The organism is Kitasatospora sp. NPDC097691, assembly GCF_040302665.1.
Classification (GTDB): domain Bacteria; phylum Actinomycetota; class Actinomycetes; order Streptomycetales; family Streptomycetaceae; genus Kitasatospora.
The window spans coordinates 43,435-57,528 of sequence record NZ_JBEORY010000019.1; the positions used below are offsets into that span (position 1 = coordinate 43,435).

General features: G+C 71.0%; 9 protein-coding genes. 5 read left to right on the top strand and 4 right to left on the bottom strand.

The window, feature by feature from the left end:
* Positions 1 to 16: 16 nt before the first annotated feature.
* From ABTY56_RS16040 to ABTY56_RS16050, 3 genes are read left to right on the top strand one after another with little or no spacing between them, the layout of a single operon-like run.
* On the top strand, positions 17 to 3,133 hold the full coding sequence (locus ABTY56_RS16040) for a helicase-related protein (protein ID WP_350629382.1): 3,117 nt from the start codon (positions 17 to 19) through the stop codon (positions 3,131 to 3,133).
* A complete protein-coding gene (gene drmB, locus ABTY56_RS16045; protein WP_350629383.1) occupies positions 3,130 to 4,968 on the top strand; it encodes a DrmB family protein in 1,839 nt (612 codons plus the stop codon). Before ABTY56_RS16040 ends, drmB begins: the two co-directional genes overlap by 4 nt.
* A gap of 9 nt (positions 4,969 to 4,977) precedes the next feature.
* Positions 4,978 to 6,066, top strand: coding sequence for a DEAD/DEAH box helicase (locus tag ABTY56_RS16050; RefSeq protein ID WP_350629384.1), 1,089 nt, complete (start codon positions 4,978 to 4,980; stop codon positions 6,064 to 6,066).
* Positions 6,067 to 6,152: 86 nt separating this feature from the next.
* Here the strand turns inward: ABTY56_RS16050 and ABTY56_RS16055 are convergent, their stop codons facing one another.
* Both ABTY56_RS16055 and ABTY56_RS16060 read right to left on the bottom strand, forming a co-directional pair.
* On the bottom strand, positions 6,153 to 6,356 hold the full coding sequence (locus tag ABTY56_RS16055) for a hypothetical protein (RefSeq protein WP_350629385.1): 204 nt from the start codon (positions 6,354 to 6,356) through the stop codon (positions 6,153 to 6,155).
* Positions 6,357 to 6,770: 414 nt separating this feature from the next.
* Entirely contained in the window at positions 6,771 to 9,698 is a 2,928-nt protein-coding gene (locus ABTY56_RS16060) for an HDIG domain-containing metalloprotein (RefSeq protein WP_350629386.1), read from the bottom strand.
* 723 nt (positions 9,699 to 10,421) lie between these two features.
* Between ABTY56_RS16060 and ABTY56_RS16065 the strand changes: the two genes are divergently transcribed.
* Complete coding sequence (locus ABTY56_RS16065; protein WP_350629387.1) at positions 10,422 to 10,850, top strand: hypothetical protein; 429 nt, start codon at positions 10,422 to 10,424, stop codon at positions 10,848 to 10,850.
* Between the two features lie 216 nt (positions 10,851 to 11,066).
* Here ABTY56_RS16065 and ABTY56_RS16070 read toward each other — a convergent pair whose 3' ends face one another.
* Both ABTY56_RS16070 and rpe read right to left on the bottom strand, forming a co-directional pair.
* Positions 11,067 to 12,026, bottom strand: coding sequence for a pirin family protein (locus ABTY56_RS16070; RefSeq protein WP_350629388.1), 960 nt, complete (start codon positions 12,024 to 12,026; stop codon positions 11,067 to 11,069).
* Positions 12,027 to 12,227: 201 nt separating this feature from the next.
* Complete coding sequence (gene rpe / locus ABTY56_RS16075) at positions 12,228 to 12,911, bottom strand: ribulose-phosphate 3-epimerase (protein WP_350629389.1); 684 nt, start codon at positions 12,909 to 12,911, stop codon at positions 12,228 to 12,230.
* A gap of 281 nt (positions 12,912 to 13,192) precedes the next feature.
* Here rpe and ABTY56_RS16080 point away from each other — a divergent pair, with 281 nt between their 5' ends.
* Positions 13,193 to 14,044 (top strand): SCO6745 family protein, encoded by an 852-nt coding sequence (locus ABTY56_RS16080; RefSeq protein WP_350629390.1) that lies wholly within the window; start codon positions 13,193 to 13,195, stop codon positions 14,042 to 14,044.
* The last annotated feature ends 50 nt before the right edge of the window (positions 14,045 to 14,094 follow it).

Genomic DNA, 14,094 nt, shown 5'->3' on the forward strand with positions numbered 1-14,094 from the left:
GAGAACGGACGACAGCGTGGAACCCAGAGACGAACTCGTCGACTACCTCCGACGCCAGCTCGTCGGCCCCGCCCGCGGGCCGGAGGAGGTCACCGACACGCCGCCCGACCGTCAGTACCTGATGGGGACGCTCTACGCCCAAGATGCCGACCTCCAACAGCGGCTGACCGTCTCGGCCGAGGAACTGGACGGCCCGGGAACAGAGTCGGCCGCGAACGACACGAACCCCTCCTCCGATCCCGTCCCCGAATCCAACTCGTGGCTCCCCTCCTCCCTCGGGCTCAGCTTCTACACCGACGGCGCGACCGTGGAGGTGCACTGTTCCGGGGCCAGGTACGCCACGCTGCAGGGAGAACACGGCCGACAGTGGAAGCGGATACCGCTGGAGACTGAATCACATGTCATCGGGCCGGACAGGGAACAGGTCACCGTTCTCGACGGCCGGGCCGAGATCCGTGTCCGGCGACGTGGTTTCGGCCCCGGACACCTGATCACCATCGCCCTGGTCAACACGGCGCACACCGAGCAGGCCCTCGGCCGCACGGCGCAGTGGGACCGCATGCTGTTCCAGGTGGGGCTCGCCGCGCGACCGGTGGACGGCTCGGTCCTCCAGTACCCGAGCGTGCGGCTGGCCAGCCGGGACCCTGAGGAACAGGAGCTGCGGCTCCAGTACCGGCACGTCCACACCCACGCCGTCGGCCACGGCTGCGCAGTCGAGGAGGAGTCGGACGGGAGCGGACGGGTCACCGTGCTGCGGGCAGCCGTCATGCCGGAGGCCGAGGTGCCGGCCACGCGCGCAGCCGGACTGACCGACGCACCGGTGCTGAGCCTCCTGCACCTCGCGGATCCAGACGTTGCCCTGGCCGAACTCCGCTCCGGGCTCGACCGGTTCACCGCCGGCTACCGCTCGTGGTACGAGGACCAATGCCGGACCGACATCCCCGCTTGGGGCCGCGCGGCCGCCGGACGCATCCTGGAACGCATCGGTTCAGCAGTCCGACGGATGGAGTCCGGCGTCCGGACGCTCTGCGATCCGTCCCGGCCCGAGCTGCTCCAGGCGTTCCGCACAGCCAACCACGCCATGGCTCTCCAAATGCGCCACATCCGCGCCGACCAGGCCGGGGAGCGCCGCAGCCGGCACGAGCCCGTGCTGCTCGCCCCCGAGCCGGACGCCGAATCGCGGTGGCGCCCGTTCCAGCTCGCCTTCTTCCTGCTCGCGCTCGACGGAACTATCGACCCCGGCCACCCCGACCGCGCAGTGACCGACCTGATCTGGTTCCCCACTGGTGGCGGCAAGACGGAGGCCTACCTCCTCCTCGCCTCCTTCGCCATGCTGCTGCGCCGCGGCACATCGGATGGCGGCGGAACCGCCGTCCTGAGCCGCTATACCCTCAGCCTCCTCACCACGCAGCAGTTCCAGCGCGCCGCCACCACGCTGTGCGCTCTGGAAACCCTGCGCCGCGCGGACCCGGGCACCCTCGGCGGGGAGCCCTTCTCGATCGGGCTCTGGGTGGGCGAGGCGACGTCGCCCAACTCCTACCAGGCGGCACGTGACCTCTTCGACGAGGTCCGCGCTGCTGCCCGCCCGGAGGACGTGTTCATCCTGGACCGGTGCCCGTGGTGCGGCACTCGTATCCTCCCGGCCCACAAGTCACCCGACATCAGCGACTACGGGGTACGCACCACAGCGGACTCCTTCGCCTTCTTCTGCCCCCGCGAGGAATGCGCCTTCCACGACGAACTGCCGGTCGCCGTGGTGGACCAGCAGCTGTACGACCGCCCGCCGACCTTCGTTCTCGGCACCGTCGACAAGTTCGCCAGACTGGCCTGGGAACCGCGCGCCGGCCGGCTCTTCGGGGCCGGCACCGGCAACCTCCCTCCGTCGCTCGTCATCCAGGACGAGCTGCACCTGCTCACCGGACCGCTCGGCACCACGGTCGGCCTCTACGAGGCGGCGGTGCTCGGCCTGTGTGCCGCCACCGACGGGACAGGCCCCAAGGTCGTGGCCTCCACCGCCACCATCCGCCGCTCCGGCCCACAGGTCCGCGCCCTGTACGGGGGCGACGTGCAACTCTTCCCGCCGGCCGGCCTGGACGCCCGCCACTCGTACTTCGCCGAGCCCGACACGTCACGACCCGGCCGTCGCTACGTCGGCGTGATGGCCCAGGGCCACACCGCCGGTCGTGCGGCCGTGACCACCGCCGCCGCCATACTCCAGGGCGCCTGGGAGCTGCCGGAGGACCACCGGGACGACTACTGGACCCTCGTTGCCTACCACCACAGCCTGCGTGAGCTGGGCCGCACGGTCACTGCGGCGGCCGACGACATCCCGGCACAACTCGCCGGCCTGAACAACGGTTCCGGAACACGCAAGTTGACTGACCGTCAGGTGCAGGAACTGACCAGCAACCTGCCGCGAGCCGAACAGCCCGTCCTGCTCGACCGGCTGGAGCGGCCCTGGGACGACCCGCAGGCGGTGTCCTTCCTGCCTTGCACGAACATGCTGTCCGTCGGCGTGGACGTGAAGCGACTCGCACTGATGCTCATGCAGGGGCAGCCCAAGACGACCGCCGAGTACATCCAGGCCACCAGCCGGGTGGGCCGCCACGCCGTGCCCGGCCTCGTGGTCGCATTCTTCAACGCGACGCGGCCCCGCGACCGCTCGCACTACGAAACCTTCGACACCTACCACCGCTCGCTGTACCGGCACGTCGAACCGACCAGCGTGACTCCATGGTCGGTGCCATCCCGGCGCCGTGCACTGCACGCCGCGCTGGTCATCCTGGTACGGCACCGTCTCGGCCTGTCCGAGGAAAACCAGGCCGGCCGCCTCACGGACGTGCTGCCGGCCGCCGAGGCACTCACCGAGGAGTTGCTGGCGCGGGCCGCCGCCAGCGATCCGCATTACACCGACGGCGTCCGAGCCGAACTCGCCCAGTTGCTCACCGACTGGGAGCGCGCCGCGCACGAGGCCCGCGCGGACGGCAAGGAACTCCACTACCGCAGCCAGGGCAAGGCCCAGTTGAACCTGTTGAAGGGCTTCGAGCAGTACGGCGGCCTCTGGGAGACCCCGAACTCAATGCGCAACGTCGACCGCGAGTGCCAGGTGACAGTGAAGGGAAGCGACCAGTGAGCCGACGACTGAGAGTCCGCCAGGCACAGACGGTGCTTCCATTCGGGGTCGGCGCCGTCCTGGACATCCAAGGCGAGTCGTTCGTCGCCACGGGCATCGGGGACTGGCCCCGGCTTCGACGACCTGTTGAGTCCCCACGGCTCGCCGCCAAGCTCGGCGTGACCGGTTTCTTCGCCGCCCCGGCCGCGGCGGACGACCGGTACGACCGGCAGGACGCGGCCGGAGCGCCCTACATCCGCTTCCCGGCCTGGCTGTTCTGCGGCTCGTGCCGACGCATGGTGCGCTGGCGCATCACCGACGAGAAGCACGGCGTCCCGCCACGTTGCCCTTCGTGTTCACCGGTACGACAACTCACTCCGATGCGCTTCGTGCAGATCTGCGCCGCCGGCCACCTGGGTGACGTCGACTGGTGGTTCTGGGCACACTCTCGACAGGACACCGCCGGACGCCAGGCGTGCACCTCCCGCGAACAACTGCGGTTCCGCGTCTCCGAGCGGGCGGCCGGCCTGGAGGCACTCTCGGTCGAGTGCGGAGTGAAGGGCTGCAGCGCTTCCCGCGACCTCCTGGACATCCTCGGCACCCACGGCATGCGCTGCTCCGGACGCAATCCGTGGCAAAGGGCCGGCGAGGCCGTAACCTGCGTGAAGCCCGTACAGATCGTGCAGCGCACCGCAGGCAACCTCTACTACCCCGTCATGCACTCGGCCCTCGACATCCCGGAGGGCGACACATCGGCCGTGACCGACCAGGATCTCGCCGCCAAGGTCCTGGCGAACGACCTGTGGATCCCGCTGTGCCGGGCGTCCGAGGGATCGAAGGCCGACGTGTTCCGCGAGATGATCAAGGAAGACACCGGCGCCGACGACGCACTCCTGGACGCCCTCCTGGCGGAGGAGACGGGCGCAACCCCGCCGCCCTCCGGCGAAAACACCAGCGCCTCGGCGCGTCCGGACCTCAGCCGCGAGGAGTGGGCCGCGTTCACCGCGCCTGCCCGCCCCGTCACCCGCGACTTCGCCATCCGCGACACCACTCTCGGCCTCGCCCACGAGACCGGCGACCCCTGGGCCGAACTCCACCGCCGGATCGGGCGGGTCGTCCTCGCGGACCGCTTGCGCGAGGTCCGCGCGCTCTCCGGATTCAGCAGGGTGTCACCGGACGCGGCCTTCGTACCCGCCGACACCGCGAGGCGCCTCAAGTGGCTGCCCGCCGTCGAGGTCTTCGGCGAGGGCGTCTTCCTCACCCTCGACAAGGCCTGCCTCACCGACTGGGAGCAACAGGAGGGGGTCCGCCGACGAGTCGGCGGGATGCAGGCCGACCTGGACGGCTCCTTCCGCAAGGACCAGCTGGCCGGTTTGACCGGCACGGAGCTGTCACCCCGCTTCGTCCTCCTGCACACGCTCGCCCATCTGCTCATCCGCCAGCTCGCCTTCGAATCCGGCTACACAACGGCGAGCCTGCGCGAGCGGGTGTATGCCCGCCCCGAGCACGACCAGCACGGAATCCTCGTCTACACCGCGGCCGGCGACGCCGAAGGCACCCTTGGCGGACTCGTCCGACAGGGCGAGGCGCCCCACCTCGCCGAGACCTTCCTCCGAATGATCGAGGCCGCCGCCTGGTGCTCCGCGGACCCGCTCTGCGCCGAACACACCGGCCAAGGCTTCGGCAACCTCAACCGCGCTGCCTGCCACGCCTGCTGCCTCCTCCCGGAGACCAGCTGTGAGAGCGGCAACACCCTGCTGGACCGGGCGCTCCTCGTCGGAGGCGATCAGGTGCCCGGCTACTTCGAATCCGTCGTCTCAGCCGCTCGCGCCATCGCGGCTGCCGCCCTTGAGTAGGCCCCTGCCATGACCATCACCTATCTCGACCTCAGCCCCGCCCAGCGCAGCTCACTGGACAGTTTGCCCTTCGACGGCAACCACCTGGTCAGTGGCCCGCCCGGCAGCGGGAAGAGCCTGGTGGCCGCGCAGCGCGCCCTGATGCTGGCGCTCACCGGCACTCCAACCGTCCTCCTGACCCGGTCCAACCTGCTGCGCCAGACCCTCGCACCGGTCGTCGCCGCGCTCGGCATCGAGGGCCACGGCGTGCGCGTCACCACCGCCCATGCCTGGCTGGCCCAGTGGTCCGACGGGCAAGTACCCCAAACCGAAGCCGGCTGGCTCGACTGGGCCGCCTCCTACCGGCGAGCCGCCGTTGTCGACAGCGGCCCCGCTCCAGCGCTCGTGATCGACGAAGGACAGGACCTTCCGGTCGGGTTCTACCGCTTGTGCCGAGTCCTCGGCTGCCGCACGACGGTCTACGCCGACGAGTGCCAGCGTCTGACCGATGCCAACTCCACGATGGCGGAGATCGCCGACGGACTCGGGAAGTGCACCCGCCACACGCTCGCGGGGAACCACCGCAATACTCGCCAGATCGCGGAACTGGCCGCCCGCTTCCACACCGGCGCCACCACCCCGGAACTGCCTGATCGTCACGGCCCGGTACCCCGGCTTCACCGCCTCGACCGCTCCAGTGCCGTGACCGACCTGCTCATGGCCCTCACGGAACGCCACCCCCAGCACAGCATCGGCGTCATTCTCTCCTCTGCCCGGGCCCAGTTCGACCTGCTGACCCAGTTGGAACGCAGGTCTACCCGTCTGCGGCCGCAGCTCTACACCTCCAAGGCCACCCAAGGTCGTTACCGCGAGCTCGAGCTCACCCGCCCCGGAATCGTCATCGTCAACCGCGCCAGTGCCAAAGGCCTCGAATTCGACGCCGTGGTCGTCCCCGATGCGCACACCGATGGCGCCACCGACCCCACGTCGGCAGCCCTGCGCATGACGTACTACGTGCTGGCCACCCGAGCGCGGCATGAACTGCATTTGGGCTACGAGGGAAGCACCGAGCCACCACTGCTCGCATCCGTTTCCGCGGGAGTGTTGCTCCGCCGCTGAACGCTGGCCCCACACTGTCCCGTTCAGTCCGGTGTGCCTCCGTCAACCGGGGAGGCGGAGGCACGCCGACCACTGGATCGAAACGGTCAGAGAATCGGCTCGCAGTCGATCGCCTTGCCCCCTGCGGTGAGGAACTGCCGTACGAGGTCCTCCTGGTCGGGGAACAGGAAGGGGTTCGCGAGGCCGTTCGCGTATCCGCCATTGACGGTGAAGAAGACGTCCTTGCCCCGGCAGGTGGCGACGAGCGTCCCGCCGGCGACCCAGCGGGTCGCGGTCCAGGCCGCCACCATTACCGGCAGTGTCCACCCTTCACCCGGGTCTGCCGCCGCGACCCGCGCCGCGACAACTCGTCCCGGTTCCCCCGGTGTTCACCGACAGGGAGGAGGTGCTGCTCGCGCTGGACGGCGTCCTAGGTGTACTGACCTGTGAGGTTGGGGACGCGGCTGGCGGGTGGCTTGCCCCGGCCTTGGAGTTGCCCCCGCGCGACACGTAGAAGCGCAGGTACTCGCCCGTCGCCTCCCCTCCATTTACCCCCTCAACTGCAGGCTGCCACGGCCACGCTCACCAATGCGACGAAGCCCTCGGTGCGCACCGCCCTCGACCGCCTCACCGCCCAGGCCACCATTTGGCCCTGAGAACCACCTCCCACCCGTAGCCCGCCCGATCCGAAGCCAGGGCCGGTCGGGCGGGCGATGGGTGGCCGGTCAGCGGGACCGTGTACGGTGGACCGCCCACCAAGCCCTCAGGTGCGTCTCGGCGTCCTCGGCGCTCATAGGGCCATGTTCTTCGCGGAGTCCGCACATGAACTGGTAAGCCCGGCTGACGTCGGCCGTGCCCGATCGGAGACCAAGGATCTCCATGATGCGGTGGCCATCGAGGTCCGGGCGGAGGGCATGTTTCTCGTCGGCGGCGCGGGTTCGCGCGATGCGGCCCTCGAGTTCTTCGTACGCACGCGCCCAGCGCTCGGCCGATCGAGCGTCGCGCGTGCTGCAGTCCGCGCGGACCAGCCGGTGCAGACGGTCGGCCAGCGGCCCGGCGGCACGGGCATAGCGGCGCACTGCAGGGTTGGTCCACTGCTGCGAGTCGTAGCCGTTGAAGCGGCCGTGCAGCTCGACCAAGCGAGCGACGTCTGCCACGACCTCGGCAGGATAGTCGAGCGCACGCAGGCGCTGGCGGGCCATCTTCGCTCCCACGACTTCATGGTGGAGGAAGGTGGAGTGGCCCTCCTGCCCAGTACGCCGGGTGCGCGGAGTACCCATGTCGTGGAGCAGGGCCGCCAGCCGCAGCACCAGGTCCGGGCCGTCCATCTCGAGAGCGACCACCTGCTCCAGCACGGCCAGCGTGTGCTCATAGATGTTGGGATGACGGTGGTGCTGGGCCGATTCCGAGCGCAGGGCTGGCAGCTCAGGCAGCAGGTGTGCCGCGAGGCCGCCGTCAACCAATGCGCGCAGCCCTTGGGAGGGGTGGTGAACCGTCAACAGCTTGCTCAGTTCGTCACGCACCGCCGCAACGGGAAGTTCCGAGATGCGACGCGCGTTCCTCGCCATGGCGGACAGCAACTTCGCTGGCACGACTTGACCGTGTTCGGCGGATTGGCGGACCACACCAAGCATCAGCAGCGGCTCACGAGAGAACGCCGCGTTCGGATCGTCGGAGAACCCCAGCAGACCCTGTGTCTGTTGGTTGCGCTCCTGCGGAACGGCCTGCTCCGGTGCAGTCGGTGGTGGGGGAGGCGCCGGGGGCTGGGTGTTCAGGAACACCGTCCGCCAGTGGTTCAGCCGCTTCCGCACTTCCTCAATGAGACCCGCTCGTCCGATCCGGTGCTCCAGCCGGTCAGCCTCCTCGAGTGCGTGGTAGAGCTCCCGGAAGGTCGGTGTCGCCTCCTGCCCGTCGAGGATGTCGAGCACCGCCTCAAGGCGCGCGAGCTCCTTTTCCATCGCCGCAGCTGGCGCGACTTCGGCCGCAGGTTCCGCCTGACGGTGGGCGCGGTGCAGGAGATGCTGGTGTTCCGTGCGGATCCTGGCGACCGTGTCGGTATCTGAGGCCCGAACCAGGCCGCAGCCTTGCAGGACGTGGCGGAAGAAGGACGGGGGCTCATCGGTGGACGCGGCGTTGGCGGGGAGTGTGATCAAGGCGGACAGCAGCGGCTGCCCATCCTCCGCGCGCTTGGTGTCCACCAGCATCAGCAGGGCGAGGCGACGAGTGGAACTGACGTCCTTCGGCTGGATGTTGTTCGCCCGGAGCAGCTCGTACCAGGTGACGGTCGTGCCGGCTCGGGCGGTATCGACGAGTGTGCGGGTCATCGCCAACGCCAGGGACTGCTCCCGGGTGGGGACCGGTTCCGGAGCCGCCGGGCGGGGCTCGGCGGACTGGTTCGCGGGTCGGGCCGGCGCGGCAACCACAGGGGGTGCCAACGGCGGAGCCAGTTCGACACGGGGGGCGACCTCGACCCGAACGGGCCGCGGCGGGGGCGTGAGCCGTGTCCAGGCGGTTGCGGCCCCGTCGCTGAGGCGGCGGATGCGCTCGGCCCTCAGGTGCCAGGGTTCGGAGACGTCGGTGGAACGCGGTCCGGCGACCAGGGCTGCGCCCTCAGTGAGCACATAGACGGCGTGCGGATCGAGGAGGGGCTGCGAGTCGGGCAGGGATATCCGGGCCCGAACGGTCGTGGAGCCGCGGGGTTGCGCCTCGGCGTCATAGGTTCGACGCGGGCCGGAAGTCGCGACGAGCGAGGGACTGGCGCCGGTGAAGGCGACCGATCCGGGCGCCAGCGGGAAGACCGGAGGCGCGGCAGTGACGGCTCGGGCGGTCGCGGGTCCTGCGACGGCTGCGAATGACCTGGCAGGCAGCGCAGCGGGGCTCTTCGCCGGTTGTTCAGCGGTCTTCCCGAGTCGGGCCGCGCTGCGGGGGCGAATCCCTCCGGGCCCCTGCTCGAGCCATGGGGTGAGGATGCCCTGCTGCAGCAGCCTGCACTGGTCGAGGCTGGTCCATTCGACGGTGTGGTCCGGCAGTTGGGTTCCGACGAACACCACGCGGGTGCCGTTCTCGGTCTCGCAGCGAAAGCGCAGGGCGTACCCGCTGGCGTCAACCTCGTACGCTGCGAGTTGGCTGTCCGGGCCGTACATGCGGACGAGCGGTGAACCGCGATGGCGTGTCGCGAGGCTTCGGCCATCAGCCTGCCAGTCAGCGAACGATCGGCGGATCATCTGGACGTGCAGGAGGCGGCGCCGGCCACGTGGGCCGAAGGTGATCTCGATGGTGTCACTGCGGGCGTGCCGCTGTTTGGCGTAGTGCACCGTGACACCGGTCTGACCCTGGCGGCGGAGCCATGTCCCGAGGGCCTTGCCGATGTAAAGGTGGTCGGCGCTGTTCTCACCGAGGGCGGTGCGGCTGCACCGTACCGGCGGGCGGTGGGCGAAGTGGGACTTCTTGTCGTCACATGCCCGCAGAGTCAGCAGCTTCCCGCAGCCACCGAGCAGGGCTCCGCAGGTGAACGCGTTGGCACCGTGGGCATCACGGAGCTTTGCGGCGGGTTTCTTTTCGAAGGGGAGGAAGACGGGGTCGTGTCCGTCCGGGCCGCCCAGAACGGCGGTTTGGACCTTACGAGTGTCCTCTTCGTCTCTGGCCGGCGCCATGCGGTGGTGCGCTCCTCGGAGTTGCCGGAGTCCCCGGTCGGGTGCCCGGGACGTACGGGAGTGGAAGTCCTCGATACCAACGGGGTAGACCCTAGTAAGCCTGGCAGCACGGCCGCCACACCCTCTCACCGGCCTCGGTCGGCAGCCGGGGCCCGGGCACTACCAGGGAAGGGCACACTCCGGTCTCCAACGAACACCCTCCGAAGTTCGCCAGTCCGGAGGACCACCATCCAGCTGAAGGCCCACCTGATAGATCCTGACCGCCCGCACGCCCCGCCCCTGATGGGGCGGGGATCCCCGCGGGTCGGGATATCAGGTGACACCGCGGGTAGTCCTGGGGGCTGGTGCTGATCGTCGAGCGGGGAGTCTTCGGTGGCACGTCGTGTGGTGGACGTGATCGTGGTGGGGGCGGGCGTGGTGGGCCGGTCGGTCGCCCTCGCTCTGGCTTCCGGTCGGCCGGGTCTCCGGGTTCGTGCTGTCCCGCCGCCAGCGGCCAGGAGCCTCGGAAGCGGCCGGCGCCATGCTCGGGGCGCTGGGGGAGGTGACCGAGGCCTCACTGAGCCGCAGACGCGGGCGTCTGCGGGTCGAGATGGCCCTGGAGGCCGCGGGCGGTGGCCCCGGTGGCGCAGCACCGTACAGGAGAGCGGCACCGCCCGAGCCCGGCTGGATGGTGACGGTTATGCGGCCGGCACTTTCGTGCTGCTGAACGCGGTCAGTTCACCGATGGACGAACGGCCGTTCACGGCGTTCGTCCGCGCCGGTCGCTGGGTGGCGACCGGCACCCACCGGGACGGCCCGCACGTCTCGCCCCTGAGCGCCCAGGAAGTCGCCCGGGAGATCATCGACGGCACATCGAGCCCATGGCGCGCACCGTGGCGACCCGACCGGGCGCCGATCCGCGATTGGACCGCCCAGGAAGCGATCGCCGACGCTCCCGCCCACCACCAGGCCCTGGCCGCCGAGGCCCGCATGCGCCCGCCCCTGAGCCGGAGCCTGGCCGAACACCCTCGCCGCCGCCTACCACCGGCAGCTGACCGACGCCTACGGCCGGCCGACGGCTTCGTCCTCCCGCCCGAACTCGCGCCGCTCGCCTACGAGCAAGCGCCCGCCCTGGTCGAGGCGATCCACACCTACCTACAGCGACAGAAGTAGCCAGAGCCGCCTAACGCATCGTCAGAATGGTCAGCATGAAGTCAGCATCGATCCGATTGAGCCCTGTCACACACGCCCGAACGTGAGACTCGGCGGACCCTCCCCGAGCGCGACAAGCCCCCCGGGTCACGGACACCGGACAGGAAACGGATCGGCTGTCCCGGCCCAGCGGCCGCCAGCAGGAAAGCCGCCCGCCCAGCCGAACGTTTCCGCTGGTCAGCGCTCGCGCCCCCGCGGCTTCAGCGGCATCGCCGGCAGCTCCGGGGCGGGCAGCCGGTCGCCGGCGTAGCCGTGGACGTCGCCGAAGCGGGTGCCCGTCATCCAGTCCGTACGCGCCTGGGCGATGTCCTCCGTCGAGCGGCCGATGAAGTTCCACCACATGACGATCTTCTCGTCGAAGGGTTCCCCGCCGAGGAGGAGGACGGCGGCGTCGGTGTGGGCGTGGAGGGGAAGGTGGGGGCGGCCGCAGCCGAGGTAGAGCATGGAGCCGGGTTCGACGGGGACGCCGTCGACGTCGACGCGGCCGGACATGGCGAGGACGGCGTACTCGAAGTCGGGCACGAGGGGGAGGCGGAGGTCCGCACCCTCGGCGAGGGCGAGGTCGGCGCCGACGAGGGGGGTGTGGGTGGTGCCGGGCGAGGTGGCGGTGTCGAGGGCGCCGAGGATGACGGTGGCGCGCAGGCCCGGGGCGGTGACGGCGGGCAGTTCGGGGTGGTGCTCGAAGGCCGGGGCGGCGTGCCGGTGGGCCTCCGGGAGTGCGACCCAGAGCTGGGCGCCGTGCAGGTGGCGGGCGTGCGGGCGCGGGGACTCCTCGGAGTGGGAGATCGCCCGCCCGGAGGTCATCAGGCCCAGTTCGTACGGGCGGACGGTCTGCAGGCTGCCGAGGCTGTCGCGGTGCAGCACTTCGCCCTGGTGGAGCCAGCTGACCGTCTGCAGGCCCATGTGCGGGTGCGGCGGGACCTGCATGCCGGGCTCGTCGGCGATGTCGTCGGGGCCGTAGTGGTCGACGAAGCACCAGGCGCCGACCATCCGGCGGCCGAGGTTGGGGAGCAGGCGGCGCACCACCGTGCTTCCGCCGAGCCGGACTTGACGCGCCGTCAGCAGGTCCTTCACCGGCCCGGCGCTGGCCTCGCGGCCGCAGGCGGTCGGGGTGGGCTTGAGGTCGAGGTTGCTCATCGCGATTCCACCACCGTACGAGGGAGGCCGGGCGGAGAGGGGTTCGTCGTCACCGATCATCCATCACGGTCCGACGTTCCTCCACCCGCGCCCGGCCATCCGGCGGTGCGACGATCGGCCTCGGCGGATCACGGGCCTCGGCGGATCAGGGGGCCACTGTTCGCGCAGGCCCGATCAGGGGCCCTCGGTGTGTCGCGTGCCTCAGTGCGCGCAGGCCCACCAGGCGTCCGCCGAGGCCTTGTCGGCGAGCCCCCGCAGCTTGCGGACCGCCTCCGCCGGGTCCTCCGCCCCGTAGACCGCCGAACCGGCCACGAACACGTCCGCGCCGGCCTCGGCGCAGCGCTCGATGGTGCCGGCGGAGACCCCGCCGTCCACCTGCAGCCACAGCTCCAGGTCGTGCTTGGCGATCAGCTCCCGGGTGCGGCGGATCTTCGGCAGCATGATGTCCAGGAACGCCTGGCCGCCGAAGCCGGGCTCGACGGTCATGATCAGCAGCATGTCGAGCTCGGGCAGCAGGTCCTCGTACGGCTCGATCGGCGTGCCGGGCTTGAGCGCCATCGACGCGCGGGCGCCCTTGGCGCGGATCTCCCGGGCGAGCCGGACGGGCGCGGCGGCGGCCTCGACGTGGAAGGTGACGGAACCGGCGCCGGCCTCGACGTACTGGGGGGCCCAGCGGTCCGGGTCCTCGATCATCAGGTGGCAGTCCAGCGGGGTGTCGGTGGCGCGGGCGAGCGACTCGACCACCGGGACGCCCAGGGTCAGGTTGGGCACGAAGTGGTTGTCCATGACGTCCACGTGCAGCCAGTCGGAACCCCGGACGGCCTCGGCCTCGTCGGCGAGCCGGGCGAAGTCCGCGGACAGGATGCTGGGGTTGATCTGGGCCATGACCGACTACCTTCACATGAGGGCTGGGGCACCCCGGGAACGGGCACCTCGCCCCATCATCTCGCGCCGCGCCGCCGCCGACCGCACACCCGGTCCCACGCGTGACCGTCATCACACCCCGCCCGGGGTTACCGGAGCCGTCGCCGTGGTCATCAGCCCTGGAGCGGTCCGCGCGCCCGCCCGAACGGTCCGAGCCAGCGGCCGTCGCGGCACCCGCCGGGCCGTCCCGACCAGTCGAGCTCCCGCTCCCGCCCGGAGCTCCGTCCGAGGAAGGTCTCCCGATGACCGATCTCGTCCACCCCGCCCGCTCGCTGTGGTGGCTCTTCGAGCCGGTGCACGCCGTCACCTACTTCACGCCCGAAGGGCGCGCCGCCTTCGAGGAGGCCGGGCTGCAAGACCGCCTGCACAGCTACTTCGCGAGCCGCTCGGCCCCGCTCGGCGCGGTGGACGCGGCGCCGGTGATCGCCGCGTTCTTCAACTTCTCCCCGGCGGCGGTCGAGCGCGCGCTGCCGGAGGTGTGGACGCACGCGAGCCCGGAGGAGGCGCTGGCGGCCCGCCTGAAGGGTTCGGCGGCGACACTGGCCCGGCTGCTGGAGCACGTGGACCCGAAGCAGGTCGAGCTGGTCGCCGAGACCCTGGAGCAGGCCGCGTCCCGGCTGGACTGCGCGGGCCGGGTGCTGGCCGCCGCCAACGCCGCGCTCCCCCGGCCGACCGGTCTGTACGAGCGGCTCTGGCAGGCCGCCACCGTGATGCGCGAGCACCGCGGGGACGGCCACGTGGCCGCGCTGGTGGCGGCCGGACTGGACGGCTGCGAGGCGGTGGTGGTCCGCTGCGCGATGGACATGCGGCGCGAGATGCTGCAGCCGCTGCGCGGGTGGACGGACGCCGAGTGGGAGGCCGCCGCCGGGCGCCTGGTCGAGCGCGGCTGGCTGACGGCGGAGGGCTCGGTGACCGAGCTCGGCCGGATCCGCCACCAGGCCCTGGAGGCGGCCACCGACCTGGCCGCCACCCGGGTGTGGGACGGCTACCCGCGCGCCGAACTCGACCGGCTGGCAGCGGCGTTGAAGCCGATATCGGCGCTGTGTCGCAGCCAGTTGCCGGTCAACCCGGCGGGGCTGCCCGACAACCCGTAGGCCACCCGGCAGCCCGACCGCCCGACCGCCCGACAGCCCTGAGCGGCCGG

Bases quoted from the DNA above. Each gene is read 5' to 3' on its own strand.
- ABTY56_RS16050 (WP_350629384.1), top strand. From the start codon at position 4,978: ATGACCATCACCTATCTCGACCTCAGCCCCGCCCAGCGCAGCTCACTG.
- ABTY56_RS16055 (WP_350629385.1), bottom strand. From the start codon at position 6,356: ATGGTGGCGGCCTGGACCGCGACCCGCTGGGTCGCCGGCGGGACGCTC.
- ABTY56_RS16060 (WP_350629386.1), bottom strand. From the start codon at position 9,698: ATGGCGCCGGCCAGAGACGAAGAGGACACTCGTAAGGTCCAAACCGCC.
- ABTY56_RS16065 (WP_350629387.1), top strand. From the start codon at position 10,422: ATGGACGAACGGCCGTTCACGGCGTTCGTCCGCGCCGGTCGCTGGGTG.
- ABTY56_RS16070 (WP_350629388.1), bottom strand. From the start codon at position 12,026: ATGAGCAACCTCGACCTCAAGCCCACCCCGACCGCCTGCGGCCGCGAG.
- rpe (WP_350629389.1), bottom strand. From the start codon at position 12,911: ATGGCCCAGATCAACCCCAGCATCCTGTCCGCGGACTTCGCCCGGCTC.
- ABTY56_RS16080 (WP_350629390.1), top strand. From the start codon at position 13,193: ATGACCGATCTCGTCCACCCCGCCCGCTCGCTGTGGTGGCTCTTCGAG.